The sequence below is a fragment of the Thiomonas bhubaneswarensis genome, assembly GCF_001418255.1.
Taxonomy (GTDB): Bacteria; Pseudomonadota; Gammaproteobacteria; order Burkholderiales; family Burkholderiaceae_C; genus Thiomonas; species Thiomonas bhubaneswarensis.
Genome location: NZ_LIPV01000001.1, coordinates 159,214 through 185,349, shown reverse-complemented (window position 1 = coordinate 185,349; position 26,136 = coordinate 159,214). Strand labels below are relative to the sequence as shown.

General features: G+C 65.0%; 23 protein-coding genes. 7 read left to right on the top strand and 16 right to left on the bottom strand.

Annotated features, from left to right (window positions below; translation table 11 throughout):
- Nucleotides 1-13 precede the first annotated feature (13 nt).
- The 3 genes from ASC45_RS00895 to ASC45_RS00885 all read right to left on the bottom strand — a co-directional run bounded on the left by ASC45_RS00895 (nucleotide 14) and on the right by ASC45_RS00885 (nucleotide 3,469).
- On the bottom strand, nucleotides 14-1,861 hold the full coding sequence (locus ASC45_RS00895; protein ID WP_055449150.1) for an aldehyde ferredoxin oxidoreductase family protein: 1,848 nt from the start codon (nucleotides 1,859-1,861) through the stop codon (nucleotides 14-16).
- Between the two features lie 18 nt (nucleotides 1,862-1,879).
- The gene (locus tag ASC45_RS00890) at nucleotides 1,880-2,356 is read right to left on the bottom strand and encodes a 4Fe-4S dicluster domain-containing protein (protein ID WP_055449149.1); all 477 of its coding nucleotides are present in this window, start codon (nucleotides 2,354-2,356) and stop codon (nucleotides 1,880-1,882) included.
- Between the two features lie 243 nt (nucleotides 2,357-2,599).
- Nucleotides 2,600-3,469 carry a ferritin-like domain-containing protein gene (locus ASC45_RS00885; protein ID WP_082454162.1) on the bottom strand — a complete coding sequence of 290 codons (870 nt, stop codon included), beginning with the start codon at nucleotides 3,467-3,469 and terminating at the stop codon, nucleotides 2,600-2,602.
- Nucleotides 3,470-3,602: 133 nt separating this feature from the next.
- Between ASC45_RS00885 and ASC45_RS00880 the strand changes: the two genes are divergently transcribed.
- Nucleotides 3,603-4,283, top strand: coding sequence for a YiaD family glycine zipper/OmpA-like lipoprotein (locus ASC45_RS00880; RefSeq protein ID WP_055449148.1), 681 nt, complete (start codon nucleotides 3,603-3,605; stop codon nucleotides 4,281-4,283).
- Between the two features lie 16 nt (nucleotides 4,284-4,299).
- On the opposite strand, the gene ASC45_RS00875 is transcribed toward ASC45_RS00880, so the two are convergent.
- The 5 genes from ASC45_RS00875 to ASC45_RS00855 form a co-directional block, all read right to left on the bottom strand.
- The gene (locus ASC45_RS00875; protein WP_055449147.1) at nucleotides 4,300-6,384 is read right to left on the bottom strand and encodes an EAL domain-containing protein; all 2,085 of its coding nucleotides are present in this window, start codon (nucleotides 6,382-6,384) and stop codon (nucleotides 4,300-4,302) included.
- Between the two features lie 6 nt (nucleotides 6,385-6,390).
- On the bottom strand, nucleotides 6,391-6,765 hold the full coding sequence (locus ASC45_RS00870; RefSeq protein WP_055449146.1) for a response regulator: 375 nt from the start codon (nucleotides 6,763-6,765) through the stop codon (nucleotides 6,391-6,393).
- On the bottom strand, nucleotides 6,762-8,510 hold the full coding sequence (locus tag ASC45_RS00865) for a PAS domain-containing sensor histidine kinase (protein ID WP_082454160.1): 1,749 nt from the start codon (nucleotides 8,508-8,510) through the stop codon (nucleotides 6,762-6,764). The genes ASC45_RS00870 and ASC45_RS00865 overlap by 4 nt, the downstream gene beginning before the upstream one ends.
- Nucleotides 8,507-9,121 (bottom strand): heme NO-binding domain-containing protein, encoded by a 615-nt coding sequence (locus tag ASC45_RS00860; RefSeq protein ID WP_055449144.1) that lies wholly within the window; start codon nucleotides 9,119-9,121, stop codon nucleotides 8,507-8,509. The genes ASC45_RS00865 and ASC45_RS00860 overlap by 4 nt, the downstream gene beginning before the upstream one ends.
- A gap of 112 nt (nucleotides 9,122-9,233) precedes the next feature.
- On the bottom strand, nucleotides 9,234-10,595 hold the full coding sequence (locus ASC45_RS00855; protein ID WP_055449143.1) for an HD-GYP domain-containing protein: 1,362 nt from the start codon (nucleotides 10,593-10,595) through the stop codon (nucleotides 9,234-9,236).
- 170 nt (nucleotides 10,596-10,765) lie between these two features.
- On the opposite strand from ASC45_RS00855, the gene ASC45_RS00850 reads away from it, so the two are divergent.
- Nucleotides 10,766-14,746 carry a DUF3683 domain-containing protein gene (locus ASC45_RS00850; protein WP_055449142.1) on the top strand — a complete coding sequence of 1,327 codons (3,981 nt, stop codon included), beginning with the start codon at nucleotides 10,766-10,768 and terminating at the stop codon, nucleotides 14,744-14,746.
- Between the two features lie 66 nt (nucleotides 14,747-14,812).
- Here ASC45_RS00850 and ASC45_RS00845 read toward each other — a convergent pair whose 3' ends face one another.
- A complete protein-coding gene (locus ASC45_RS00845) occupies nucleotides 14,813-15,478 on the bottom strand; it encodes a cytochrome b/b6 domain-containing protein (protein WP_055449141.1) in 666 nt (221 codons plus the stop codon).
- 48 nt (nucleotides 15,479-15,526) lie between these two features.
- Nucleotides 15,527-17,272, bottom strand: coding sequence for a tetrathionate reductase family octaheme c-type cytochrome (locus ASC45_RS00840; protein ID WP_055449140.1), 1,746 nt, complete (start codon nucleotides 17,270-17,272; stop codon nucleotides 15,527-15,529).
- Nucleotides 17,273-17,520: 248 nt separating this feature from the next.
- On the opposite strand from ASC45_RS00840, the gene ASC45_RS00835 reads away from it, so the two are divergent.
- From ASC45_RS00835 to ASC45_RS00820, 4 genes are all read left to right on the top strand, one after another.
- On the top strand, nucleotides 17,521-18,135 hold the full coding sequence (locus ASC45_RS00835) for a ferritin-like domain-containing protein (protein WP_055449139.1): 615 nt from the start codon (nucleotides 17,521-17,523) through the stop codon (nucleotides 18,133-18,135).
- A gap of 124 nt (nucleotides 18,136-18,259) precedes the next feature.
- A complete protein-coding gene (locus ASC45_RS00830; RefSeq protein WP_055449138.1) occupies nucleotides 18,260-18,823 on the top strand; it encodes a sigma-70 family RNA polymerase sigma factor in 564 nt (187 codons plus the stop codon).
- Nucleotides 18,820-19,557, top strand: coding sequence for an anti-sigma factor (locus tag ASC45_RS00825; protein WP_055449137.1), 738 nt, complete (start codon nucleotides 18,820-18,822; stop codon nucleotides 19,555-19,557). Before ASC45_RS00830 ends, ASC45_RS00825 begins: the two co-directional genes overlap by 4 nt.
- A 4-nt stretch (nucleotides 19,558-19,561) precedes the next feature.
- Nucleotides 19,562-20,008: an HIT family protein gene (locus ASC45_RS00820; RefSeq protein ID WP_055449136.1), complete on the top strand. Its 447-nt coding sequence runs from the start codon at nucleotides 19,562-19,564 to the stop codon at nucleotides 20,006-20,008.
- Nucleotides 20,009-20,030: 22 nt separating this feature from the next.
- Here the strand turns inward: ASC45_RS00820 and ppk2 are convergent, their stop codons facing one another.
- The 6 genes from ppk2 to hemA form a co-directional block, all read right to left on the bottom strand.
- Nucleotides 20,031-21,206, bottom strand: coding sequence for a polyphosphate kinase 2 (gene ppk2 / locus ASC45_RS00815; RefSeq protein WP_055449135.1), 1,176 nt, complete (start codon nucleotides 21,204-21,206; stop codon nucleotides 20,031-20,033).
- Between the two features lie 90 nt (nucleotides 21,207-21,296).
- A complete protein-coding gene (locus ASC45_RS00810) occupies nucleotides 21,297-21,896 on the bottom strand; it encodes a UbiX family flavin prenyltransferase (RefSeq protein ID WP_055449134.1) in 600 nt (199 codons plus the stop codon).
- Between the two features lie 24 nt (nucleotides 21,897-21,920).
- A complete protein-coding gene (gene grxD / locus ASC45_RS00805) occupies nucleotides 21,921-22,238 on the bottom strand; it encodes a Grx4 family monothiol glutaredoxin (protein ID WP_055449133.1) in 318 nt (105 codons plus the stop codon).
- Nucleotides 22,239-22,262: 24 nt separating this feature from the next.
- On the bottom strand, nucleotides 22,263-23,153 hold the full coding sequence (gene prmC / locus ASC45_RS00800) for a peptide chain release factor N(5)-glutamine methyltransferase (protein ID WP_055449132.1): 891 nt from the start codon (nucleotides 23,151-23,153) through the stop codon (nucleotides 22,263-22,265).
- A 1-nt stretch (nucleotide 23,154) separates the two neighbouring features.
- Entirely contained in the window at nucleotides 23,155-24,234 is a 1,080-nt protein-coding gene (gene prfA / locus ASC45_RS00795) for a peptide chain release factor 1 (protein ID WP_055449131.1), read from the bottom strand.
- An 85-nt stretch (nucleotides 24,235-24,319) separates the two neighbouring features.
- On the bottom strand, nucleotides 24,320-25,627 hold the full coding sequence (hemA, locus tag ASC45_RS00790) for a glutamyl-tRNA reductase (RefSeq protein WP_055449130.1): 1,308 nt from the start codon (nucleotides 25,625-25,627) through the stop codon (nucleotides 24,320-24,322).
- A gap of 181 nt (nucleotides 25,628-25,808) precedes the next feature.
- Here hemA and ASC45_RS00785 point away from each other — a divergent pair, with 181 nt between their 5' ends.
- A complete protein-coding gene (locus ASC45_RS00785; RefSeq protein WP_055449129.1) occupies nucleotides 25,809-26,093 on the top strand; it encodes a hypothetical protein in 285 nt (94 codons plus the stop codon).
- Nucleotides 26,094-26,136: the final 43 nt, after the last annotated feature.

The window sequence follows — 26,136 nt, the reverse complement described above, 5'->3', positions numbered from 1 at the left end:
GGGCAACGGCAGATCACAGCCCCAGCCGTGCGCGAGTTTCGGGTTTGAGCGTGCCTTCTGCCGTCCAGCCGCGCAGCTCGTAGTACCTCGGCAGCATCTCGGGCAGCTTGTTGGTCAGCCCCTTGGCCGGGCCGGTCTTGGCTGGCTCATTGAGGAGGCGCGGAGGCAGGGTGTCGTCCTTGGCGGTGAAGCCGGCGCGGTTGTTGTAGTCGCGCTCCATGTTCCAGATGCGCTCGCCGATGGTGTTCAACTCGTCCATGGTGAACTCTTCGAGACAGGCGGCGGCGAGCTGGGGCTGCACGTCGGCCAGCGTCCAGGCGAAGCTGGTGAACAGGCAGATGCCCGCAGAGTCGAACACCGCGGTGGCGTCCTGAAACGCCTTCACCAGTTCGGGCTTGCCGTCGGTGACAAGAGGGTCGGTCTTGACCGGAATGCCCAGCACTTCGGAAGCCACGGTGTAGCCGCGCAGGTGGCAGGCACCGCGGTTGCTGGTGGCATAGGCCAGGCCCATGCCCTGGATGCCGCGGCTGTCGTAAGCCGGGAACTCCTGACCCTTGACGCTCATGCTCAGCTCGGGATGGCCGTATTTGGCGGTCAGCCGTTTGCTGCCCAGCGCGAGTTCCTTGCCGAAGCCTTCGCCGCGGGCGGTGATCTCGGCGAAATAGGTCAGCGCCTTGGCCGAGCCGAACGGCGCCTCGATGCCGAGCTGCTCCTTGGTGAGCAGCCCCATGTCGTACAGCTCCATCACCGCGCCCACGGTGGCGCCGAAGGTGATGGGATCCATGCCGTCTTCGTTGCAGATGAAGTTGGCATAGGTGAGCGCTTCCAGATCGTTCACGCCGTTGGCCGAGCCCAGAGCCCAGGCGGCTTCGTATTCCAGACCACCCGACGCGCCCCAGTATTGCGGCTTGTTCTCCACGCTGAAGTGCTTTTCGTCGATCTTGCTGATGCGACCGCAGGCGATGGTGCAGCCGAAGCACGCCTGGTTGGTGACGAGGTTGGGCTTGCCGTCGGACTTGCGCGGCTCGTGCATGGCCTCGCCGGAGATGTCTTTCGCCCCCTCGAACTGCACATCGCGATGGTTGCGCGTGGGCATGGCGCCGATCTCGTTGATCACGTTCATCAGCACCTGGGTGCCGTATTTGGGCAGGCCCTGGCCGGTGACGGCGTTGTCGTGCAGCACCTTCTTGCCGGCGTTGACCGCCGCCATGAAGGCCTTGGGATCGCGCACATTGCCCACGCCCTTGGTGCCGCGCACGGCAATGGCCTTGAGGTTTTTGCTGCCCATCACGGTGCCCACGCCAGAGCGCCCGGCGGCGCGGTGCAGATCGTTGACGACCGCTGCGTACATCACGCCGTTTTCACCGGCGCGGCCGATGGAGCTGACACGGATGAGCGGGTCCTGGTGCTGCGTCTTGATCCAGGGCTCGGTCTCCCACACGGTCTTGCCCCACAGCGCCGAGGCGTCGCGCAGCTCGGCCTTGTCGTTCTCAATGTAGAGATAAACCGGCTTGGGCGACTTGCCTTCGACGATGATCATGTCCCAGCCCGCCATCTTGAGTTCGGCGCCGAAGTAGCCGCCGGAGTTGGAGCAGGCGATGGCGCCGGTCAGCGCGCCCTTGGTGATGACCGAGTAGCGCCCGCCGGTGGAGACCATGGTGCCGGTCAGCGGCCCGGTGGCGTAGATGATCTTGTTGTCGGGCGAGAGCGGATCGACCTTGGCGTCCACCTCCTCGACGAAGTATTTGGTGGCCAGACCGCGCTGGCCGATGTAGTCGCGCGCCCACTGCATGTTCAGCGGTTCGCTATTGACGGTGCCCTGTGTGAGGTTCACCCGCAGAATTTTTCCAGCCCAGGTCATGGTTGTCTCCTTGTGTTTTTAGGCTGCGGCGTTCTGGTTGCCGAGCTTGGCGGCCCACTGCTGCATGCGCGACAGGCCGGTCCAGCTCGCATCCACATAGGTGATGGCGCCGGTCGGGCAGGCTTCGGCGCATGCCGGTTCGCCGCCGCACAGGTCGCACTTCTGCACCTTGCCGGTGTCGGCGACATAGTTGACCGTACCGAACGGGCAGGCGATGGTGCAGACCTTGCAGCCCACGCAGACGTCTTCGAGCACGATCTTGGCGCCGGTGGCGGCGTCGAGCTTGATCGCCTCGACCGGGCAGGCATGCAGGCACCAGGCCTCGTCACACTGGGTGCAGGTGTAGGGCACCTTGCGGCCGGTTTCGTGGAAGTCGAACACCTTGATTCGGCTCTTGGAGGTGTTGAACAGGCCGTAGTTTTCGTAGGAACAGGCCATCTCGCATTGCAGGCAACCCGTGCATTTGTCCGGGTCGATATGCAGGGACTTTTGCATCTTGCATCTCCTCGATTGTTGTGATGGTGCTTGCCAGCCGACGGCGCGCCCGGGGCGCTTGTGACCCCGCTTCTGATTGGGTCGATACCGCCTTGACTAACTCACTATAGGCCACGGTTTCGCGCTCGGTAAGCCCTGGAATCCGATTACTTGAGTCGAGTGCTCGGGTATGGCAAAGGTTTGGCAGTGTGCGCTATCCACCTGTTGTTCAACGCGCCGATTTTGGCCGCGCGCCAGTCGAGGTCAGGCCGTGATGGCGCGCCGGGCGATGTGCGTGAGCGGACGTTCGATCCAATGCTCCATGCGGTGTGGCAGACCCAGCGGCTTGAGCAGCATCTTTACCGCCTGATCCATGGGCAAGCGCGCACCGACATACTGATAGAGCCGCTGGCAGACTTGCTCGAAGGGCTCGTGGTCGACACCGGGCATGGCCTGACGGAAGGCCCAGACATGACGCAGCGCGATGTCCGAGTCGCTGGTGCGCAGTTCGAGCAGCCGCCGCTTCAGCGCGCCGAGAATGCGCGCCCGCGACAGCTTGCGGTCGGCGTTCAGCTCCTTGAAGTAGCGGTAAAAATGCTTGTAGTGCTGCACCTCGTCGGTGCGGATGTGCTCGGTCAGCTCGGTCAGCACCGGCTCGGGCGACAGGTCGCGCAGGGTGCGGTAGTAAGTCGCAGTGCCCGTCTCGACCACGCAGCGCGCCACGAGTTCGAGCGCGCGGTCGTCTTCGAGATCTTCGACGGTGCACAGGCGGGAGTATTCGTCGAAAAACGCGGCATAGGCTGTGTCCCAGTCGAAATCGGGCCAGACTGTCTGCACATAGGTCTTGAGCGCGCGGCCATGCTGCAATTCCTCGGGTTCCCACTGGTGCTCAAGCCAGTCGGCGATCTGCGGATAGGCGTCGTAGTGCTCGACAAGGTTGCGGGTATAGGTGTGCGAGCCCGATTCAATGAACGAGGCGCTCACCAGCAGGTAGAACAGGTCGATATGGTCGTGCACCGCAGCGATGTCGATGCGCGAGAAATCGATCCAGTCCAGCGTCCAGTGCACCGATGGTGCCGTGGCCTGTCGAGGCCGTGCGGGAGGAAGGAGGATGGGGGGAGCGAAGCGGTCCATGAGATGTTTCAACAAGGAATGCCATGCTGTCAGGATAGACTGAAAATTCGACATCACAGTTCCGCTTCACAGCGGGATCGGGTCTAAACTTGTCACAAGGTATGACCATCAACCTCTTCATCAGGAGTCGTCTATGAAACAGCAAAAATCCATCGCCATCGTGCTGTCGGCCAGTCTGATCGCGCTGACTCTGGGCGGCTGCGCGAACATGAACGAATCGCAGCGGACCACCGCCACGGGGGCCGGTATCGGCGCTGCGGCCGGCGGCATCATCGGGGCGCTGACAGCTGGCGGCAACACGGGCAAGAGTGCAGCGACCGGCGCCGTGGCGGGTGCGGCCGTGGGAGCGCTGGGCGGCTATCTGTGGAACCAGCATCTCGAGAAGCAGAAGCAGGATCTGCAGGCCCAGGCGCAGGCTTCGGGTACCGGCGTGCAGGTGACGCAGACGCAGGACAATCGCCTCAAGATGAACGTGCCGGCCGATGCCGGTTTCGCCACGGGCAGCGCGCAACTGAACTCGCGCATGTATCCCATTCTGGAAAGCCTGGCCACCGGCCTGAACCAGAACCCGACTGAGACGGTGCAGGTGTTCGGTTTCACCGACAGCACCGGCACCGATGCCATCAACTATCCGCTGTCGGAAAACCGTGCCTTGACGGTGAAGAATTTCCTGGTTTCACGCGGTGTCGCCGCCCAGCGCATTTCGACGCAAGGTCTGGGCCCGCAGAACCCGGTCGCCAGCAACGCCACGGCCCAGGGGCGCGCGGCCAATCGGCGGGTCGAAATCTATGTGGCCATGCCCGCTCAACGCTGATCGGTGCGCGACGAACCTAACCGACCCGGCGATTTTGCAGCCACTGTCGCAGGTCGGGCTCGGGCATGGGGCGGGCGTAGAGATAGCCTTGCATCCGGTCGACGCCCTCGCGCCCGAGTGCCTGGGCTTGTTCCTGGGTTTCCACCCCTTCGGCCACCAGTCGTAGCCCCAGGGCGCGGGCCATGCCGACGATGGCCCGGATCATTTCGTGCAGCCGGGGCTGTTCCATCATGCCGCGCACGAAACTCTGGTCGATTTTGACCGTCTCGAAGGCCAGGCGGTTGAGCGAGGCCAGCGATGAGTAGCCGGTGCCGAAGTCGTCGATCGCCAGGCGGAAACCGAGCCTGCGCAGTTTGGTGGTGATGCGCTCCATCGGCTCGCCGGGTGCCGCGGCGTCCGACTCGGTCACTTCGACGCACAGGGCCGAAGGGGGTAGGTCGTGTGAGGCCACGGCGGCTGAGAGGTACTGCGGGAATGCAGGATCGAGCAGGGCCGAGGGCGGAAAGTTGACCGAGGTATAGGCGGTCTCGGCGACCAATCCTTCCGCGCGCCATTGGGCTAGCGCGGCCAGCGAGCGCTGCAGAATGCGGTCGGTCAGCGCAGCGATCAAACCGCTGGATTGCGCCAGGGGAATGAACTCTGCCGGGCTGATGGCCTGACCGTCCGGGCCGCGCCAGCGCGCAAGGGCCTCGAAACCGGCCAGGACGCCGTTGGCGCAAAGAATGGGCTGCCACCAGGGCTCGATCGGCCCGTCTTCGATGGCGTCGCGCAGCCAGCCGAGCACGCGCTTGCGCCGGTCTTCGGCCTGGAGCACCTGGGTGTCGAAGCGCAGTGTGGGGCGTGCGTTTTCCTGGGCCACACGCGCGGCGAGTTGCGCGGCGGCCAGACTCTGGCGTGTCTGCGCATGCGTGGCAGCCTCGGCGAACACGCCGACGCACAAGCGGGGAAAAATCGCCTTGCCAAGGACCGTGACGCCGCCCTGCAGGATGTCGTGCAGACTGCGGGCCAGGGTTTCGAGCGCGGCATCATCGACATGGGGGTCGCGTGCGAGCAGCACGATCTGGCTGGCCTGCTCGCCGCTGCCGATCTGCACCCGGTCGCCGAGGCGGCCGTAGAGGGTCTCGGCCATGATTTCGATTGCTTTGCCGAAGGTCTGACCGCTGGCGAACTCGAGCTGGTGGTCGATGTCGAGAACTTGCGCCACGAGCACACCGACGCGCCCCTGCGGATCGTCGCGCAGACGCTGCAGATGGGTGTCGAGCCGGTCGATGAGGCGCTGCAGATTGGGCAACTGGGTGACGCGGTTGACGTAACGCAGCGCGCTGATGTCGGTGTGGCTGCCGACCAAGCGCAGGCATTGCCCCAGCGCATCGCGCACGGCGGCGCCGCGCGTCTCGATCCAGCGGAAATCGTCGTCGCCGCCGCGCAGGCGGTACTGCAACTTCAGCCGCGTCTGATCGGGGTCGGAGACGAAACGCTCGAAGCTCTGCCGGGTTTCGCTTTGGTCGTCGGGGTGGATGCGCGCCATCCAGCCGTCAATGGTGTCGGGCGCAGGCTGATTACCCCAGCCCAGCAGCTCGAACCAGTTGTTCGAATGATGCAAGCGCTGCGAGGTGCTGTCCCAGTCCCAGATGCCGTCGTTGGTCGCCTGCAGCATCAGCGTCTCGCGCTCTCTGGCCTGCAGCAGGGCGCGCGCGGCATGTGCGCGTTCCAGGTGCATCTTCAGGCGGGCGCGCACCGCGGGGTAGTGGATGGGCTTGTTGAGGTAGTCGCTGGCGCCGCAGTCGAAGGCTTCTTCGAGACGTTCGGTCTCGTCGAAGGCCGTCACCATCAGCACCGGAAGCAGGTCGGCGGGGTGCGTCTGGCGCAGGGTGCGCAGCACGTCCAGGCCACTCATGGCGGGCAGGCCGATGTCGAGCAGCACGGCGCTCACAGGCTGCTGCGCGAGCACGGCGAGGGCGCTGGGACCGTCTGCTGCGGCCAGCGTGTTCAGCCCGTCACGCGCGAGGCGGCGGGTGAGTAGTTCGCGGCTGGCGGGGTCGTCTTCGACCACCAGCACGGTGCTCTGCGTCCAGTTCCATTGCGGGTTGTCGGCCGACATGGGGATTCAGGCGGAGGGATGGGGATGGGAAGACGCCAGCGCCAACCGCTGCAGCAAATCGTCGAAATCCAGCGGCTTGCTGAGATACGCGGCCACGCCCAGCTCGGCTGCACGCTGGCGGTTTTCCTTGAGCGAATGCGCGCTGAGTACCAGCACCGGCAGACTCATGCCCGTGTCGCGCAACTCGCGCAGCACGCCCCAGCCATCGAGCCGCGGCATGTCCAGATCGAGAAGCACGGCATCGGGCGGAGGGCAGGCGCGCAGGCACTCCAGCGCCTGCACGCCGTCGGCAGCTTCGATCACCTCGTGCCCGCGGCGGCGCAGACGACGCGCGAGCATGTCGCGGTTCAGCGCATTGTCTTCGGCCAGCAGCAGTCTCACGCCGTCTCCTCGGATAGCGGGGCGACGCGCGGCAGGGTCAGGATGAAGGTCGAACCCTGGCCCAGGGCGCTGGTGACGGTGAGCGCGCCGCCGAGCATCGCGGCGAGCGCGGCGCTGAGGGTCAGGCCCAGGCCGGTACCGCCATATTGACGTGCAATGCTGGCGTCGGCCTGGGTGAAGGCCTCGAACACGCGCGCGCATTGCTCGGCGCTCATGCCGATGCCGGTGTCGCTCACTTCCCATGCGAGCGCGGGCGCACCGTCGGCGAGCAGGGCAGCCTGCAAGCGAACGACGATGTTGCCGTTTTCCGTGAACTTGGCCGCGTTGCCCAGCAGATTGAGCAGGCATTGACGGATTTTGCCCGGGTCGCTTTGCATCGAGCCCAGATCGTCGGGCGCCACCACCTGCAAGCGATTGGATTTCTGGCGCATCAGCGAGCCGACAGTGCCCGCCACGCTGTGGGTGAGTTCGGCGGGATCGAAGCGCTCGACCAGCACCTGCGCATGTCCGGCCTCGACGCGGCTGAGATCGAGCACGTTGTTGATGAGCCGCAGCAGATGCCGTCCCGAATCGCGCACCGCCTGCAGATCGGAGCGGCTCTGCGCCAGGGGCACGCCGTCATCGAGTTCTTCCATGATGAGCTCGGCATAGCCGATGATGGCGTTGAGCGGGGTGCGCAGTTCATGGCTCATGCTGGCGAGGAACTGGCTCTTGGCCAGGGCGGCGGCTTCGGCCTTTTCCTTGGCTTCGCGCAGGGCGATCTGCTGCGCTTCGCGCTCGCCCAGATCGCGGCCCACGCCAACCAGTCCGGCGGTCTTGCCCTGCGCATCGAGCAGGCGCGAGGCGACGAATTCGAAGGGCTTGAGGGTGCCGTCGGCGGTCTTGAGCCGCGCCACGACCCGACCCTCGCCCTTGGTGAACACGTCGTAAATGGTCTTGAGCACCACCGGCCAGTCGCGAACGGCCAGATGCTGCTGCACGCTGCTTTGGCCGAAGGTTTGCGCGTCCATGCCCACGGCGTCGAGCGTGGCCTGGTTCCAGCGCAGAAAGCGCAGCCGGGTGTCGAAGGCATAGACCAGATCGGGCATGGCGGCAAACAGCCGCTGCGTGAACTGCTGCTCGGCTTCGAGCGCCTGCAGCCGCGCCTGCTCCGCCGAGAGATCGTGCACCAGGCCGACGAACCAGTGCGCTTCGCCGGTGCGCACCTCGCTCACCGACAGACGCAGGGGAAACGAGCTGCCGTCGCTGCGCAGGCCGCGCACATCGCGCCCCCTGCCGATGACATGCGCCTCACCCGTGGCCATGTAGCGCTGCAGATAGCCGTCGTGCGCGCTGCGCCAGGGCTCGGGCATGAGGTCGTTGATGCGGCGTTGTCGCAGCGTGCCTGGCGCATAGCCGAACAGGGTGTACGCGGCGCGGTTCGCGTTGCGGATGTGGCCATCGGTGTCGATCACGATCAGGCCGTCGAGCATGTTGTCGAATACGGCTTGGAGCAGGGCGCTGCGTTCGGCCACGCGGCGGTCGAGGGCCTCGGCCTGTTTTTGCACCTGATCGATCAGCCGCCCGCCGGTGTCGAGCAAGAAATTGATCAGCAGGGCGAGTTTTTCCGCCGTGGGGTCGGCCAGCGGCGAGCGCACCACGAAGTCGACCTTCTGGTCCACCGCGCGGCAGAGCTGATCGGCCATGTCTTCCACGGCCAGGCGCAAGGCCGCGTCGCGCGCGGCCTGGTCGTCGGCCATGCTCATTCCCGATGCTCCGAGGCCCCGGCCGTCGTCTCGGCGGGGGTGGTCGGCCCTTGCAGATCGGGCCAATGAAGTTGAAACGCGCACTGTCCGTCACCCCGCTGGCGGCATTCGGCGACGGTGATTTCGAGGCGATCACCGTAAAAGCGGGCGACTTCCCGCGCCAGGGCGAGGTAAAGCCCGCACCAGCGCCGGGGAGAGTTGTAAACGACGCGCAAATCGCCATTGCCGAGCGAGATGATCTGGAATTTGTCATTGATCACACGCCGCCTGTCCGGGTTGCGCAGCCCCGAGGCCATGACGTTGTGAATGGCGGCCTGCCGCGCCAGAAACGCCCGCGAATTGCGAGACATGGCATAGAACGCCGGAAAGCGCTGGCGCGTAGCGGCGAGGAAGGCGGTGGCGAAGGCCTCGAACGCCTGCTCCTGCGTGAGGTTGAGCACGGCGCAGCTCTGGGCCAGCAGGGCATCGGCTTGATCGTCGTCGTAGTCGGTATCGATGCGAAAGTGCATCTCGGCAGGCAGGCCGACACGCCGCAGCACCTCCGCACGCGCATCGGGAACACCGCTGGCATCCAGCAGGCCGAGCAGGGTTTGTTGGATGAGTCCGATCATGGGCGGCGGCGATGTTCAGAGAACAGGTCAGTATGTCATGACGGCACAGCACCGCAGGAATGAAGGGTGGGCGCTGGACATGATGGCGGGTTCAGGTGGAGCGGCGTTTCGTTCAGGCCGCCAGCGGCAGATCCTGCTGGGGAGCGTCGTTCCGATCCACCACCTTGCACAGGGCCTCGAAGCAACGGGAATCGAGAGCGCTGCCGACAGTCTTGGACATGATCTGCAGCGTTTGCGGAACCGGCACCGCGCCACGGTAGGGGCGGTCGGCGGAAATGGCGTCGAAGATGTCGGCCGTGGTGATGATGCGGGTTTCCAACGCGATGTGCTCGGCGGTGAGGCGGTGCGGGTAGCCAGTGCCGTCGAGGCGCTCGTGATGCGCGCCCGACACGCGGGCGAGTTCGGAGAAGGCGCTGATCCGGCCCAGAATGCGCTCTGTGTAGGTGGCGTGCATCTGCACGGCCTCCCACTCGGCCGCGTCGAGCTTGCCCGCCTTATCGAGGATGGCGTTACTCACGCCGAGCTTGCCCACGTCGTGCAGCAGCGCGCCGCGGTACAGCCAGCGGCGGCGCTCGGGTGGGATGTCGAATTCGGTGGCGATGTGGTCGGCGTAGAGCGCCACCCTGGCGCTGTGTCCGGCGGTGTAGGGGCTCTTGGCATCGACGATCTGGCCGAAGGCGGCGGCGATTTCGTCGAGATAGTCTTCATCGAGCGGCACGCAGCATTGCGCCGGCTCCAGGGCGAGCACCCGGCTGCCGAGGCCGGGGTCGCGCAGCGTCTGCCAGAAGCCATCCTGCTCGGAGAGCGTCAGGAAGGCATCGACCAGTTCGGGGTCGAACCAGCCGCCGCGACGCCGACTTACTTCGTCGCGGGCCTCGGCGGGGCCGCTGGCGGTGAAAAACACGTCGACCACCTGCGACAGCAGGGCCAGCCGGGCGTAGAGCGGAATCTGCTCGCCCATCAGGCCTTCGGGCTTGCCGCTGCCGTCCCAGTGTTCGTCGAGGCCGTGGATGCCGCGCGCCACGCCTTCGGGAAAGCGCAGTTGCCGCGCGATGTCGGCGCCGCGCTGGCAGCGGGTCTGGATGAGTTCCTGGGCGATGTCGCGCCCGTTGCGGAAGATATGGAGCGTGGCCCTGAAGCGCTCGGCCAAGCCGCTGCGCAAGCCGGTATGGTCGAGCACGAAGCGCAGCACATGCGGCAGGCTGCCGTCGACCAGCTTGAAGTCGCGCTTGAACTGCAGGTCGTCGGTGAGGTAGAGCTCGCAGATGCGCGCGGCGTTGCTGCTGCAGCCCAGGTCCTTCAGCAGCAGGGTGTAGTAAAGCTCCCATTGCTGTGGCGCGGCAAGGCCGATGGCGCGCCCCACCGACATGCCGATCCAGGCGCAGCGCACGCAGTGGCCTTCGGGCTGACCCTCGGTCATGTCGAGCGCATGACTGAGCGCGTTCATCAACTCGGCAAGTTTGAGTTCTTTCATGCCTTGAGCTTAAAAGCGCGTCATTTCCCCTCTTTGCGGCGTTGCAGCAGCCGAGAGGAATTTGTGTGATTTTTTTCACGAAAACGCGACTGGCATGCGGCTCATGCGGAAATGCCAGCCTCCCTACAATGTCAGTTTGTCTCTCGGGCCGCCAGGCCGAAGTCGTTCCGATGAACGCCCCCGCTCCACACGCCTCTGAGTTGCTCCCCGATCTGAACCGCGGCCCGGCCGATGCGCCTGCACGCCTGCGCGAGATTCCCTACAACTACACTTCCTTTTCCGACCGCGAAGTGGTGATCCGCCTGCTGGGCGAGCAGGCCTGGGGCTGGCTCAATCAACTACGGCAGGAACGCCGCACCGGGCGCTCGGCGCGCATGCTTTACGAGGTGCTGGGCGACATCTGGGTGGTGCAGCGCAACCCGTTTTTGCAGGACGATCTGCTGCAGAGCCGCAAACGCCGCGCCGCGCTGATCGGTGCGCTCGAACATCGCCTGCGCGAAATCGACCGCCGCCGCGACGACAGCGCGCACAGCGAAGGCGCGGACGCGCATCGCGACGCCTTGGTGCGTCAATTGCTCGACCGTGCCCGTGGCGCGGTGGCCGCCTTCGCCGCCTGGTTCGACGAGGCCGCGGCGCTGCGTCAACGCGCCCGCAAGGTGCTGGGTCGGCACAGCGCGCAAGGGGCGATCCGCTTCGACGGCATGGCTCGGGTGACGCATGTGACCGATGCCACCGACTGGCGGGTGGAATATCCCTTCGTCGTGCTATGCCCCGACAGCGAGGAGGAGATCGCCGGGCTGGTGCAGGGCTGCATCGAACTCGGCCTGACCATCATTCCGCGTGGTGGCGGCACCGGCTATACCGGCGGGGCCATTCCGCTGGTGTGGAAGAGCGCGGTGATCAACACCGAAAAGCTCGACCGCATCGGCCCGGTCGAATACATCGAGCTGCCCGGCGTGGCCCACCCGGTGCCCACCATCCAGACGCCGGCCGGTGTGGTGACGCAGCGCGTGGCCGATGCGGCCGACGCCGCCGGTCTGGTGTTCGCCGTCGATCCGACCTCGGCCGATGCGTCGTGCGTGGGCGGCAATGTGGCGATGAACGCCGGGGGCAAGAAGGCCGTGCTGTGGGGCACGGCGATCGATAATCTGGCCTCCTGGCGCATGGTCGATCCGCAGGGGCGCTGGGTCGAGGTGCAGCGTCTCGATCACAACCTCGGCAAGATTCACGACGTGGAGGTGGCCCGCTTCGACATTCGCACCTTCGCCGCCGATGGGGTGACCTTGCAGAGCCAGCGCCTGCTGGAGGTTCCCGGCGCGCGCTTCCGCAAGGAAGGTCTGGGCAAGGACGTGACCGACAAGTTCCTCGCTGGTCTGCCGGGGGTGCAGAAGGAGGGTTGCGACGGCATCATCACCAGCGCCCGCTGGGTGCTGCACAAGATGCCGCCGCATGTGCGTACCGTCTGCCTCGAATTTTTCGGCCAGGCGCGCGAGGCCATTCCCAGCATTGTCGAAATCAAGACCTTTCTCGACGCCCGCCCGGGCGGGGCCATCCTGGCGGGTCTCGAGCATCTGGACGATCGCTATCTCAAGGCCGTGGGCTATGCCACCAAAAGCGCCCGAGGCACGCTGCCCAAGATGGTGCTGTTCGGCGACATCGTCGGCGACGACGAAGCGGCCGTAGCTCGTGCCGCGTCCGAGGTGGTGCGCATGGCCAATGCGCGGGTAGGCGAGGGCTTCATCGCGGTGAGCGCCGAGGCGCGTAAGAAGTTCTGGCTCGACCGCAAGCGCACCGCGGCCATCGCCCGCCACACCAACGCCTTCAAGATCAACGAGGACGTGGTCATTCCGCTGCCGCGCATGGGGGAGTATGTCGACGGCATCGAGCGCATCAACGTCGAGCTGTCGCTGAAGAACAAGCTGGCGCTGGTGGCCGAGATCGACCGCGCGCTGCGCGGCACCCTGCCGCTGGCGCGCAACGAGGAACTGGGCGACGGCGAACATGCGCTGTCGAGCGAAGACCTCGAGGCCAAGCGCGCCCAAGCTCTGGAACTGCTCGCCGCCGTGCATGCGCGCTGGTCGTTCTATCTCGATCATCTCGACACGCCGCTGCCCGAGCTGCCCGAGGCGGCAAACGTGCTCATGCCGTCGCTGCCCTTATTGATCGCCCAGGCTGACTCGGCGCCGCGCACGTTGTTCCATCTGCTGCAGGACCACTCGCTGCGGGCTTCCTGGAAGGCCGAGCTGCGCAAGCCGCTGGCCGCGGTGTTTGCGGGCGGGCTGTTCGAGCCCCTGCGCCGCGACATCGACGCGATTCATCAGCGCGTGCTCAAGAGCCGGGCCTGGGTGGCGCTGCACATGCACGCGGGCGATGGCAATGTGCACACCAATATCCCGGTCAACTCCGACGATTACCCCATGCTGCAACAGGCGCACGACGCCGTGGCCCGCATCATGGCGCTGGCGCGCAGCTTGGGCGGGGTGATTTCGGGCGAGCACGGCATCGGCATCACCAAGCTGGAGTTCCTGACCGAAGCCGAGATCGGCGCCTTCCGCGACTACAAGCAGGAGGTCGATCCCGAGGGACGCTTCAACAAGGGCAAGCTGATGGACGACCCGGCGCATCCGGCCGATCTGCGCAACGCTTACACGCCCAGCTTCAATCTGATGGGGCACGAGTCGCTGATCATGCAGCAAAGCGACATCGGCGCCATCAGTGCCTCGGTGAAGGACTGCCTGCGCTGCGGTAAATGCAAGAGCGTCTGCGCCACGCATGTGCCGCGCGCCAACCTGCTGTATTCGCCGCGCGACAAGATTCTCGCCACCTCATTGCTGATCGAGGCGTTTCTCTACGAGGAGCAGACCCGCCGCGGCGTGAGCATCCGCCACTGGGAAGAGTTCGAGGACGTGGCCGACCACTGCACCGTCTGCCACAAATGCGTGACGCCCTGCCCGGTGGACATCGACTTCGGCGATGTCACCATGAATATGCGCAACCTGCTGCGCAAGATGGGCAAGAAGAGCTTCAAACCGGGCAACGCGGCGGCGATGTTCTTTCTCAACGCGACCCAGCCGCAGACCATCAAGCTGGTGCGCAGCGCCATGGTGGGGGCGGGGTTCAAGGCGCAGCGGCTGGCGGTCAGGCTGCTCAGGCCCGCAGCCAAGGCACAGACCGCGCATCCGCCCCTGAGCGTGGGCAAACCGCCGATACGCGAGCAGGTGATCCACTTCGTCAACAAGCCCATGCCGGGCGGCCTGCCCAAGAAAACCGCGCGTGCGCTGCTCGACATCGAAGACAAGAACTTCGTGCCCATTATCCGCAATCCGCGCGCCACCTCGGTGGACAGCGAGGCGGTGTTCTATTTCCCGGGTTGCGGATCGGAGCGGCTGTTCAGCCAGGTCGGTCTGGCGACTCAGGCCATGTTGTGGCATGCCGGGGTGCAGACGGTGCTGCCGCCGGGCTATCTGTGCTGCGGTTATCCGCAGCGCGGCTCGGGGCAGTTCGACAAGGCCGAGAAAGTCATCACCGACAACCGGGTGCTGTTCCACCGTGTGGCCAACACGCTCAACTATCTCGACATCAAGACCGTGGTGGTCAGTTGCGGCACCTGCTATGACCAGCTTCAGGGTTATGAATTCGAGAAGATCTTCCCCGGCTGCCGCATCATCGACATTCACGAATTCCTGCTGGAAAAGGGCTATAGCCTGAGTCCGGGCGGCGCATCAGGTGCGGTCAAGTATCTGTATCACGACCCCTGCCACAGCCCAATGAAGACGCAGGAGCCTATGAAGACGGTGAAGGCGCTGCTGGGTGACGATGTGCGCAAGAGCGAGCGTTGCTGCGGCGAAAGCGGCACCTTCGGCATCTCGCGCCCTGATGTTGCCACGCAGGTGCGTTTCCGCAAGGAAGAAGAACTGCGCAAGAACGAACTGGCGTTGCGGGCCGATGGCTTCGCCGGAGACATCAAGATCCTCACCTCATGCCCGTCTTGCCTGCAAGGGCTCACCCGCTACGGCAACGACCTGCAGCATGGTCTGCTCGAAGCAGACTACATCGTCATCGAAATGGCGCGCCACCTCATCGGCGAAAACTGGATGGCCGACTACGTCAAGGCCGCCAACGACGGCGGCATCGAGCGCGTACTGGTTTGACGGCAAAAGTGAATGCGGCCTGGCGCGGGTGAACCCCGACGCCAGGCCGCCTTGCCTAAACCTGGATCAGGCGTTTTCTACCGCCTTGGGTGCGGCCTGGTCCCGAGGATGGTGGTGCACCGGTTCGTGTTCGTAGCCGACGATCATGGCCTTGATGTGCGCCAGCGGGGTGTGGCCGGTGGTCGTCAGATAGACGTGCACGATGAAGAAGATCAGCATCATGTAGGCACCGATGGTGTGCGCCCACGCCACGGTCTGAAGGCTGATGCCCCATTGCTGCCATACCGGCCAGGCGCCCCAGTCGGCGAAGAACAGCAGCCAGATGCCGCTGATCCAGATGATGGGGTTGATCATCAGCTTGACCCAGAGATAGGCCAGCCGCTGCAGCGGGTTGTGCTTGCGCGTCGGGATCACGTGGTAGGGGTGCTCTTCGCCACGGAAGATGCCAAAGGCATAGTGGCGGGCGATGAGAAAGATCTTGTCGAAGGTCGGGATGTATTGCTTCCACTCACCCGTGGTGAAGTGCCAGAAGATCGCAAACACCCACAGCACCACCAGCGACCAGGCTGCCACCGTATGGATGCGCAGCGCGGTGAGAAAGTCCACGCCCAGGTCGTAGAGACCGTGGATGCGGAAGCCCGAGAGCATCAAAGTGATGATGAGTGCGGCCTGGCTCCAGTGCCAGAAGCGCTCGAAGCGTTTGAAAAGGTAAACGCGTTTTGTCCTTGTCATGATGGATTCCTCGCTGAGACGGTGTCGGATGGCTGACCGTGCTGCGGATCAGTGGGATTTGCTGCCGGGCTTGTTGCGGCGGCGCAGCCATAGGAAACTGCGGATGCCGCCGTGCGCCAGCACCCCGGCTAGACTCAGCCCGGCGATGCCCAGGCCGATGGTTTCGATCCAGGTCTGGTGGTCCTTGCTGCGCCCGGGGATGTAGATGCCGTCGATCTTCTCCAGCCGCCCGTTGTTGGTGTGGCATTGCGCGCAGTTCAGCGCCTTGTCTTTGGGCGCGACCATATGGGTGATCGGCCAGGTGGTCGTGGTCTTGACGAAGGTGTACTTGCCTGACCATTCCAGCCCTGCTTCCTTCATGCCCGCGGCGATGGATTTTTGCCAATCCATGGTGTGCCAGTAAGCGGCGTCGTCGAAGCCCGCGTTGTGAATGGCCAGCAGACGGTGCATTTCCGGGTCGTAGGGCTGGGTGCCCTTCATGGTCTTGACCGGCCAAATGCGCGACTTGCCGTCGGTGGGGCTGCCGCCGTACTGGTTGATGGCAACGACGCCGTCCTTGTTCGGCACCGCGTTCTCGCCGATGTTCATCCACTTCACCGCGCCGTTGAACCAGGTGTAGTCGGGAACGACGTTTTCACCGAGCTTGAACTGGCCCTTGATGCCGAGGTAGGTGGGATGGCCGTGCTCGTCCTTGATGACCAGCGGCTTGCCATCGGGGCCGCGCTGGCCGGCCTTGGAATAGTCCCATTCCATCTTGGTGGGCACGCCGCCGCGGGCGAACTCGGGAATGTGGCAGGTCTGGCAGGCGATGTTGCGGGTGTGCATGTTCAGGTCCTGCGCCAGCGAGCCCTTGTGCGGGGTGTCGCCATGGCAGGACTGGCAGCTTGCCGCGCTGCCCATGTTGTGCTGGCTGCCGCGCACATACTGACCGCCTTGGTGCTTGGCATCGAGCTTGTAGTGGCTGCCGCTGACCTCGTGGCCGCCGGTGGCGTGGCAGGTCTGGCACTGGAAGTTGAGGCCATCGCTGGCCATGTGCACGTCCACCGACTTGGGCGGGTTTTTCAGCGAGCTGTCGAGGTCGCCATGCTTCACGCCATCGCCCCCGCCGCCGTTGAAGTGGCAGGTGCCGCAGTTGGCTCGCGAAGGTTCGCCCACATGCTGGGCGATCACGGCCAGGTCGATCGGCTCGATGAACTTGCCCGAACCCGGTGGCATTTCGATGCGGGTCGTTGCCGGGTTGCCCGACTGATACGGGGCTTTCTTGTACTTGCCGGTCTGGTCGTGGCAGACCAGGCAGTCGACATCGGTGTCCGGGCGCTTGCTGAAGGCGACGAACTCACCGCTCTTGGCGTCGCCGTAGCCGACGTGGCAACCGGTACAGAACTGCTGGTTGCTCGGCGTGGAGACGCAGAAGTTGTTCATCACCTTGTTCTTGCCGACGATGCGCTTGGAGTCCTGTTCGACCTCTTCCCACTTCCAGTGGATCGTGCCCTTGATCTGCTTGGCCGCCTCGGTGTGGCAGCTCAGACAGGCGGCGGTGACTTCGGGGCCGCTCTTGAAGGGCCCTTGCAGCTCCTTGAATTTGCTGTGATCCGCCGTGGCTTTCGAGCCCGTAGGCATCTTGGGCACCACGCGGTAGGGCGAGTGAATGTCCACTTCGGCGATGGCCGACTGCGGTGCAGACGAGGGACTAGCCCAGGCGAGCGGGGCGCCGAATGCCGTCGCGCAGGCGAGCACCAGACGAAGCCAGTGGCCACGGCGGCCGGAGGGCGCAAAGCGGGAAGACAACGGCATGACGGACGCTCCAGACGGTGTTGAGACGAATCGATCGAGGTGCGAATCGTCACCGATACAGGTCGTTGCAAATGTGACAAGACGCAAAAACAGCGAAATCTGATATGCCGGAATTGCAATCTTTTGATCTGGAATAAATGCAGGCGGCGCGTTGAATCCGTTTTGCGCCCGGGCGCGTAGTTCCGGTCACAGACGCCGCTGTGGCGCTGTGACCGGGTTCAACCTTTTCCTTTCCAGGAGGTTTCATCATGCAAGGCAAGCAAGACACCGCACAGCCCGTCGCCATGACGGCTCAGGATGCCCAGGCGCCAGGCGCCGGTCGTCGTCAGTTCTTCCGCGTCGGCGGCCTGTTCGCTGCGGGCCTGGCGGCCTCCAGCGCGCTGGCGCCGGTGGCCAGTTGGGCCGGCACGCCGTCCACCTCGACGGCCCAGGACATCGCCATTCTCAACACCGCGCTGGGACTGGAATACCAGGCCATCGCCGCCTACCAGGTGGGCGCCGAGTCGGGGCTGCTGCAAAAGCCGGTGCTCGATGTGGCCGTGAAGTTTCAGAGCCAGCACAAGGCCCACGCCGAGGTGCTCTCATCGACCATCGGCAAGCTCGGCGGCACGCCGGTCATGGCCAAGAAACCCTCCGAATACGGTTTTCCAGTGGCGTCGCTGAAAACCCAGGCCGATGTGCTGGAGTTCGCGGCCGGGCTCGAAAAGGGCGCGGCCAGCGCCTATCTCGGCGCGGTGCCGCAGTTCCATAACAAGGATCTGGCCAAGGCGGCCGCCAGCATCATGGGCGACGAAACCATGCACTGGGCCGTTCTGCTAGGTGCCCTGGGCAAGGATCCGGTGCCCGCGGCTTTTATCGCTTGACGCCTCGGGTCTCCACGGCGGCGGGGGCGTGATGTCGTTAAGATGCATGACGAACCCGCCCGCGCTGGCAAGGGTCTTGGTTGGCCTGCGCAGCACAAGCGGACGATGCCGACCTGCATGGCCCATGCCCGATCTCCAATCCCTCCTGGCCTATACCGCCCTGGCTGACCGCGATGCGTTCGGCCAGTTGTACGCGGCCACCCAACACCGGGCGTGGGCCATCTGCCTGCGGCTGTTGCGTGACCGCCCGGCAGCGGAAGAGGCCATGCAAGATGCGTATGTGAAGGTCTGGCACCAGGCCGGGAGCTACCGGCCGTCGCTGGGCAGTCCCGAGGCCTGGCTGTCCGCCCTGGTGCGCAACACCTGCCTCGACCGCCTACGCGCCAGCAAGCGTGAGGCGCAGTATGTCGTGCCCATGCAGGGCGATGACGAAAACGAACTGCCTGAAATTCCCGATTACCGCACGCCCGAACATCTGCTCGAAGCGGGTCTGCACGGTCGGCAGATGGAGGATTGCCTCGGTCAGTTGCAGCCGCGCCAGCGAGATCTGCTTGCGGCAGCTTATGTGCTGGGCCAGTCGCACGCCGAGGTCGCGCGCGAGCGCGCCATGCCTCTGGGAACCGTGAAGACCTTGATCCGGCGTGCGGTGCAGTTTCTCCGCGATTGTCTGGGGGAGGGCGCGCGATGAGTCTGCCCAAGCGTTATCTCGACCCGGATCTCCTGCAGCGTCTGGCGGCCGATTGGCTCACCGGGGGGCTAGGCCCGGCAGCGCAGCGTCGGGCTCAGCTTCTACTGGAGCAGAGCCCCGCCTTCGCCCAGGCGGTGCGCGACTGGCGCGAACGGCTCGACGCCGCCTTGTTGGCGCCGCAACAACTGGGCGTTCCCTCCGATGCGGTCTGGCAGGGCATCGCGGCGCGCATCCAATCGGTCGAGGAGACGTTGCAGCCGTCGATGACCAGCGTATCGACTGGCTGGGGCGTGCGTGCCTGGAAGCGGCTGTCCTTGTGGCTCGGTGGCGTGGCCGTGGCCGCGGTGGCGTTCTCGGTCGTCATGCTGGTGCAGAACCCGAACCAGGGCAGCCGTGCCGTGGCGCCTGTGCAGATGGCCGCCCTGATGCATGGTGCGGGCGGCCAGGCCGCCGTGGTCACCGTCCAGAATGGGGCGGTGACCTTGACGGCCGTCGGCGCCATGACGCCGCCGCCGGGCAAGAGCTACCAGCTCTGGTTGCTGCCCACCGTAGGCGCCCCGATTTCACTGGGTGTCGTGGCTCAGGGGCAGACGCGCTACCCCCTGCCCGAAGCCGCGCAAGCGCATCTGTCGCAGGCCAAGGCGTTTGCCGTCAGCGTGGAACCGCCGGGCGGATCTCCGACCGGCTTGCCCACCGGGCCGGTGATCATGGTCGGCGCGGCGCAGCGGGCTTGAGGTTATGTTCAGTCAGACTTCCTGTCCCTTGTGTCGAAACGAAGGCGAGCATGTCGTCTGGCGCGGCCCCGCCTTTCGTCTGATTCGAGCTGCAGAGCCTCTGCTGCCCGCGTTTTACCGGGTGGTGTGGAATGCTCACGTGGCCGAGTTCAGCGACTTGAGCGCCCTCGACCGTCTGAGCTGCATGGACGCGGTGGCGCTGGCGGAGCAGACGCTGCGCGCCACCTTGCAGCCGGACAAGATCAACCTCGCCAGCCTGGGCAATGTCGTGCCGCATCTGCACTGGCACGTCATCGCGCGCTGGGGCTGGGATGCGTTTTGGCCGCAATCGGCCTGGTCTGCGCCGCCGCGCCCGGCCGACGAGGCCCGATTGATCGCCATCCGGGCGCAGCTGTCCGAGGTCGACAGTGCCATGCAGCAGGCCTGTGCGGCCCGTTTCGGGGACGCATAGGGTCGCCCGACCCAGCTGGGACTCAACCGTACTCGCCCTTGCTCAGATCGTGCTCGCCGCGCTCGTGGATGAAGTTGGCGCGTCCCACGATGAGGTTGTCCACTTCGCCGATGCGATCGGCATCCTTGCCGGTGTAGGGCAGTGAATGCAGCACATAGCGCATGGCGTTGAGCCGCGCGCGCTTCTTGTCGTTGGACTTGACCACCGTCCACGGTGAATCGGCCGTGTCGGTGTGGAAGAACATGGCCTCCTTGGCGCGGGTGTAGTCGTCCCACTTGTCGAGCGAGGCCATGTCGATGGGCGACAGCTTCCACTGCTTGAGCGGGTGCACCTGCCGCTCCTTGAAGCGGCGTCGCTGCTCGTCTTGGCTGACCGAGAACCAGAATTTGATGAGGTGAATGCCACTGCGCACCAGATTGCGCTCGAATTCCGGCGCCTGGCGCAGAAATTCGCGGTACTCGGCATCGGTGCAGAAGCCCATGACCCGCTCGACCCCGGCGCGGTTGTACCAGGAGCGGTCGAACAGCACGATCTCGCCCGCCGTGGGAAGGTGCTGCACATAGCGCTGGAAATACCACTGCCCGCGTTCGACGTCGCTGGGTTTCTCCAGCGCCACCACGCGAGCGCCGCGAGGATTGAGGTGTTCCATCACCCGTTTGATCGTGCCGCCCTTGCCTGCGGCGTCGCGCCCCTCAAACAGGATGATCACGCGCTGTCGGCTCTCCTTCACCCAGGCCTGGAGTTTGAGCAGCTCGGTCTGCAGCACGAACTTTTCGCGTTCGTAATCGCGCCGCAGCATCTTGTATTTGTAGGGATAGCCGCCCTTGCGCCAGTCTTCGGCCAGTTCATTGCTGGTGTGGCGAGGCACGGGCGCGGCGCCGCCCAGACCCAGCGCGGCGCGCATGGCCTGAGCATCGTCGGGCGCGTCTCCCTCGAGAATGGCCTGGATGGCCTGTTCGCCCTGCGCCGCCGTGGGCGGCGTCTTGAGAACGGTGTCCAGTGCCGCAAGCTCGGCCTGTCTGGCGGCCTGCTGCGATTGATCGACGACATAGCGCTGCACCCCCTCGGTTGTCAGCACCGGGGGAATATCGCCGTCGGCGACCTTGTCGTGGCTGGCTTCGCGGTGCCCGGGGGCGGCGGAAGTGGATCGGCGCACGGGGCGTGCGGTGGTCTTGCGAGGGGTGGTGGCTTGGGTCATGGTGAACTCCAGATCGATGATCGGGTTATAGACCCCCAGAGCCGGGTCTCACAATGACTTTGAGCAAACTGCGCCGCATTGGCGCCGCCGTCAATTTGATCTGACCCCTGCCCACTCGATGCCCAGGTCGTGTTCGATGCCGAAATGATCGAGCACGCGCGCCAGGCTGGCGTCGACCATGGCTTCGATACTGCTTGGCCGCAGATAGAACGCGGGAAGCGGCGGAAAAATGAGGCCGCCCATTTCCGTCACCGCCGTCATGTTGCGCAGGTGCGCCAGATTGAGCGGCGCCTCACGCGGCAGCAGCACCAGCTTGCGGCGCTCCTTCAGGCAAACGTCGGCGGCGCGGGTGATGAGGTTGTCGCAAAAACCGTGGGCAATGGCGGCCAGCGACCGCATCGAACACGGCGCCACCACCATGCCGAGGGTCGAGAATGAGCCGCTGGCAATGTCGGCGCCGATGTCGCCGACCGGGTGGACGACGTCGGCCAGCACCTCGACCGCTTTACGATCGAGATCCATCTCCACCTTGAGGTTGAGCACGCCAGCCGCCGAGATGAGCAGGTGGGTTTCCACCGTGCCCAGCCGTTGCAGGTGCTGCAGCAGTCGCACGCCATAGACGATGCCCGTCGCCCCCGTGAGCGCAACGATGAGTCGCGGGCGTCGGGTCACGGCGGGCGGTGTGGCCATGCGGGCCAGAATACGCCTTGCGCTTTACTTCAGGCCGGAGAGCAGGGTCTGGAGCTCGCCGCTCTGGGCCATTTCGGCCATGATGTCCGAGCCGCCGACGAATTCGCCCTTGACGTAGAGCTGAGGGATGGTCGGCCAGTTCGCGTATTCCTTGATGCCCTGGCGTATGGCTTCGTCTTGGAGCACGTCCACCGCCTTGATCTGGCTGACGCCGCAGGCCTTGAGCAGTTGAACCGCACGGCCCGAAAAACCGCACATGGGAAACTGCGGCGAACCCTTCATGAACAGCACCACGTCGTTGTTCTTGACGATTTGATCGATCTGCTCTTGCACGCTGGACATGATCGTGAATCCGGTTGATTTGGGTCAGGCCATTTTAGGGGGCATCGTATGGGCGCGTTGCTGTGGGCAAAATCCGCCGCTGACCCGTTCGATGCCTGCCAGATCACGCGCGCTGAAGACCTCGCGAAAGCCGTGCGCTATCAGCAGGTCGCGCACGGCGGCGGCCTGGTCGTAGCCATGCTCGAGCAGCAGGCGGCCGTCCTCGCGCAGGTGGGGGGCGGCTTCTGCCACGATCTGCCGAAGATCGCTCAACCCGTCGGCAGTAGGGTGCTGCCCGGTCAGCGCCAGAGACGGCTCATGGCGCAGGTCGGACAGATGGGGATCGTTCGCGGCGATGTAAGGCGGATTGGAGACGACGCAGTCGAAACACGCAAACGCCGTCGGCAACTGCAGCCCGCGCCACCAGTCGGTCTGCTGGAAATTCACGGCGCCGCCTTCCCGATGCGGGTCGAGCAGCCGCGCCGCGTTGGCACGCGCAACTGCGAGTGCGGTGGCGCTGGTGTCGAGCGCCCAGACGCGCGCCTTGGGCCGCGCATGGGCGATGGCAATGGCGATGGCCCCGCTGCCGGTGCCCATGTCGAGCACCGTGGGATGGCGAGGCTCGGGCAGGTCGTCGAGATGGCGCAGGGCGAGGTCGACCAGAAGCTCCGTGTCGGGCCGCGGGATGAGCACGTCGGGGGTGACCTCGAATTCCAGTCCGTAGAACTCGCGCTGCCTCAGCACGTAGGCCAGGGGTTCGCCCGAGCGAAGCCGGGCGGCGAGCGCGTTCAGTCGTTCGAGCGCGGACGCGTCGAGTTCCCGTTCGGGGTGAGCCGCCTGGGTGGCACGGCTCCAGCCTTGCACCGTCTCGACCAGAACCTGGGCCTCCAGCCGGGCGAGGTCGCAACCTCGCATCCATTCCGCGAGGGAGGGCATCTCAACCCTCTCCCAGCGCGGCGAGCTGCGCCGCCTGATCTTCGGTGCGCAAGGCGGTGAGCAGTTCGTCGAGATCGCCGTCCAGGATGGCGTCGATCTTGTAGAGCGTGAGGTTGATGCGGTGCTCGCTGACCCGGCCCTGTGGAAAGTTGTAGGTGCGAATACGGTCTGAGCGGTCGCCGCTGCCGACCAGACTCTTGCGCTTTGCGGCCTCCTGCGCCTGCCGGGCCTGCCGCTCGCGCTCGGCCAGACGCGCGGCCAGCACCGACAGGGCACGTGCCTTGTTGCGGTGTTGCGAGCGTTCGTCCTGGCATTCCACGACCAGGCCGGTGGGCAGGTGGGTGATGCGGATGGCCGAGTCGGTCTTGTTGATGTGTTGGCCGCCGGCGCCCGAAGCGCGGAAGGTGTCGATGCGCAAGTCGGCGGGGTTGATCTGAATGGCCTGCGCTTCGTCCATCTCGGGCATGACGGCAACGGTGGCCGCACTGGTGTGGATACGGCCCTGCGTCTCGGTCTTGGGCACGCGTTGCACCCGGTGCCCGCCCGATTCGTACTTGAGCAGGCCGTAGGCGCCTTCGCCCTCGATGCGCAGAATGACTTCCTTGTACCCGCCGAGGTCGCTCGGGCTTTCGCTGATCACTTCGGTGCGCCAGCGTTTGCGCTCGGCATAGCGCGCATACATGCGCAACAGATCTGCGGCGAACAGGGCCGATTCCTCGCCTCCGGTTCCGGCGCGGATTTCCACAAAGACGTTGCGGCTGTCGTCGGGATCGCGTGGCAACAGAGCGACCTGAAGCTCGGCTTCCAATGCGTTCAGCGCAGCGCGGGCGTCCTGCACCTCCTGCTGCGCCAGCTCTTTCATGTCGGGGTCGCTCAGCAGCATCTCCGCCTGAGACAGATCGCGAACCCTGGCTTGATATTGCGCATACAGAGTGACAACCGGCTGCAGTTCGGCGAGTTCTCGTGTCATGCTGCGATAGCGCTGCATGTCAGCGGTGCAGTCTGGCGCCGCCAGCAGGGCATCGAGCTCGCCGGCCCGGCGTTGCAACTGTTCCAGTTTGTCCAGCAGGGTTAGCTTCATGGGGAGGAATGACAAACGCGAAAAACCCGCGCATGGCGCGGGTCAAAAAATCGAAGGGGAACCGCGCCCCAAGCCCGACAGGCCCCTAGGACTGCGTGTCGGACGAGGAATCGCTGATGCCGCGGTGCGGGCACAGAAACACACGCTCGACGGCCTGTGCCACCATCTCGCGGTGCGAAGGATCGCCATGATGCAGCGCGGTGAAAGCGCCGTGCAGAAATTTGTGCGACAGGCCCCGGGCCAGCGCATCCAGCACGGCTTCGGGTGGTTCGCCACGCGCCAGCAGACGGCGGGCGCGTTCGACTTCATGCATCTGCCACTGCTCGCTCTGCGTCTGCAGACGCTGGATGAGAGGGACTTGCGAACGCTGATCGAGCCATTCAAGAAACCCATGCACGCGGTTTTCGATGATGGCTTCGGCCTGTTCGACGGCGGCCTGGCGCTTTTCGGTATTGCTGCGCACCAAGGCAGACAGATCATCGACCGAATAGAGGTACACGTCGCGCAACTGCGCCACCTCGGGCTCGATGTCGCGGGGGACGGCCAGATCGACCATCACCATGGGTTTGTGCCGTCGCTGCTTGATGCTGCGTTCTGCCGCACCAAGGCCGATGATGGGCAGGGTGCTGGCGGTGCTGGTCACGACCACATCGAACTCGGCAAGACGCTGCGGCACGTCGGACAGGCGAATGGCCTCGGCGCCGAATCGCTGCGCGAGGCGAACACCCCGCTCCACCGTGCGGTTGGCGATCACCATGCTCTTGGGCTGCTGCGCCGCGAAATGCGTGGCAACGAGCTCGATCATGTCCCCGGCGCCAATGAACAGCACGCGACAGTCGTGCAGGCTTTCGAACACGGTCTGCGCCAAGTGCACGCTGGCCGCCGCCATGCTCACCGAATGTGCGCCGATTTCGGTATGGGTGCGAACCTCCTTGGCGACGGAGAAGGTGCGCTGAAACATCTGGTTCAGCGTGCTTCCCAGTGCGCCCGAGTCCGAGGCGACGCGAACCGCTTCCTTCATCTGCCCCAGAATCTGAGGCTCGCCCAGCACCATGGAATCGAGGCCGCTCGCAACGCGGAAAGCGTGCCGCACGGCACCGTCTTGTACGAGACGATAGCTGTGACCCGCTAGATCGTCGAGCTGCACCTGACGCTCGGTGGACAGCCAGTGCAGCAGAGCATCGCGCGGATCGCTCTCGGCCGCGCAGTAAATCTCGGTGCGGTTGCAGGTCGATAGAATCGCAGCCTCGATCGGCCCGGTTCGTCTGCCGCCGAGCATGTTGACTCTTAGGCGCTGCAGCGCGTCCACCAGCGTGTCGGCAGAAAATGCCAGACGCTCGCGCACGCCGACCGGCGCGGTTTGGTGGTTGAGTCCGATGGCAGCGAGCAACATAATCAGATCGTGATTTTAAGAACTGTCGTGGTGTGACGCGACTGATCTTGATCAAATCAAGAATGCACCTGACGCCGTCAAGGTTGACAGTGTCTCGAAGAATGCCAATATGCGCATCCGTGCAAACCGCAGGTGCGACAAGGCGTCATCCCTGAAAAGCCCATCTTTCTAGCACGAATCCATGCTGACGTTGTTTGTGTCCTGGCTCGTCCAGACGAGCATCATGCCTTTGTTCGTCGGCGGCGTAACCGGCGCGCTCGCGCCTGTGGTGTGGGGGTCCGGGTGCAGGGCAACGCTGGCGCGGCGGCTTTTGCTTGCCGGAGGGGCTGCATGGCTGCTGCATCTGGCGCTGGTGGGCAGTGGCCTGTTGCGTGAAGGATCGATCTGGGACTATGCCGCCGTCATGCTGGCTGGAACCCTCGCCAGTGCAGCCGCTTGTCGCGCCGAACGAAAAATCGCGCAGTAGTCTTGACATGCGTTTGGCGCTGACGCACAATTGCTTCTTCGCC

Excerpts from the sequence above, each read along its gene's own strand:
- ASC45_RS00895 (WP_055449150.1), bottom strand. The coding sequence starts at position 1,861 with ATGACCTGGGCTGGAAAAATTCTGCGGGTGAACCTCACACAGGGCACC.
- ASC45_RS00890 (WP_055449149.1), bottom strand. The coding sequence starts at position 2,356 with ATGCAAAAGTCCCTGCATATCGACCCGGACAAATGCACGGGTTGCCTG.
- ASC45_RS00885 (WP_082454162.1), bottom strand. The coding sequence starts at position 3,469 with ATGGACCGCTTCGCTCCCCCCATCCTCCTTCCTCCCGCACGGCCTCGA.
- ASC45_RS00880 (WP_055449148.1), top strand. The coding sequence starts at position 3,603 with ATGAAACAGCAAAAATCCATCGCCATCGTGCTGTCGGCCAGTCTGATC.
- ASC45_RS00875 (WP_055449147.1), bottom strand. The coding sequence starts at position 6,384 with ATGTCGGCCGACAACCCGCAATGGAACTGGACGCAGAGCACCGTGCTG.
- ASC45_RS00865 (WP_082454160.1), bottom strand. The coding sequence starts at position 8,510 with ATGAGCATGGCCGACGACCAGGCCGCGCGCGACGCGGCCTTGCGCCTG.
- ASC45_RS00860 (WP_055449144.1), bottom strand. The coding sequence starts at position 9,121 with ATGATCGGACTCATCCAACAAACCCTGCTCGGCCTGCTGGATGCCAGC.
- ASC45_RS00855 (WP_055449143.1), bottom strand. The coding sequence starts at position 10,595 with ATGAAAGAACTCAAACTTGCCGAGTTGATGAACGCGCTCAGTCATGCG.
- ASC45_RS00850 (WP_055449142.1), top strand. The coding sequence starts at position 10,766 with ATGAACGCCCCCGCTCCACACGCCTCTGAGTTGCTCCCCGATCTGAAC.
- ASC45_RS00845 (WP_055449141.1), bottom strand. The coding sequence starts at position 15,478 with ATGACAAGGACAAAACGCGTTTACCTTTTCAAACGCTTCGAGCGCTTC.
- ASC45_RS00840 (WP_055449140.1), bottom strand. The coding sequence starts at position 17,272 with ATGCCGTTGTCTTCCCGCTTTGCGCCCTCCGGCCGCCGTGGCCACTGG.
- ASC45_RS00835 (WP_055449139.1), top strand. The coding sequence starts at position 17,521 with ATGCAAGGCAAGCAAGACACCGCACAGCCCGTCGCCATGACGGCTCAG.
- ASC45_RS00830 (WP_055449138.1), top strand. The coding sequence starts at position 18,260 with ATGCCCGATCTCCAATCCCTCCTGGCCTATACCGCCCTGGCTGACCGC.
- ASC45_RS00825 (WP_055449137.1), top strand. The coding sequence starts at position 18,820 with ATGAGTCTGCCCAAGCGTTATCTCGACCCGGATCTCCTGCAGCGTCTG.
- ASC45_RS00820 (WP_055449136.1), top strand. The coding sequence starts at position 19,562 with ATGTTCAGTCAGACTTCCTGTCCCTTGTGTCGAAACGAAGGCGAGCAT.
- ppk2 (WP_055449135.1), bottom strand. The coding sequence starts at position 21,206 with ATGACCCAAGCCACCACCCCTCGCAAGACCACCGCACGCCCCGTGCGC.
- ASC45_RS00810 (WP_055449134.1), bottom strand. The coding sequence starts at position 21,896 with ATGGCCACACCGCCCGCCGTGACCCGACGCCCGCGACTCATCGTTGCG.
- grxD (WP_055449133.1), bottom strand. The coding sequence starts at position 22,238 with ATGTCCAGCGTGCAAGAGCAGATCGATCAAATCGTCAAGAACAACGAC.
- prmC (WP_055449132.1), bottom strand. The coding sequence starts at position 23,153 with ATGCCCTCCCTCGCGGAATGGATGCGAGGTTGCGACCTCGCCCGGCTG.
- prfA (WP_055449131.1), bottom strand. The coding sequence starts at position 24,234 with ATGAAGCTAACCCTGCTGGACAAACTGGAACAGTTGCAACGCCGGGCC.
- hemA (WP_055449130.1), bottom strand. The coding sequence starts at position 25,627 with ATGTTGCTCGCTGCCATCGGACTCAACCACCAAACCGCGCCGGTCGGC.
- ASC45_RS00785 (WP_055449129.1), top strand. The coding sequence starts at position 25,809 with ATGCTGACGTTGTTTGTGTCCTGGCTCGTCCAGACGAGCATCATGCCT.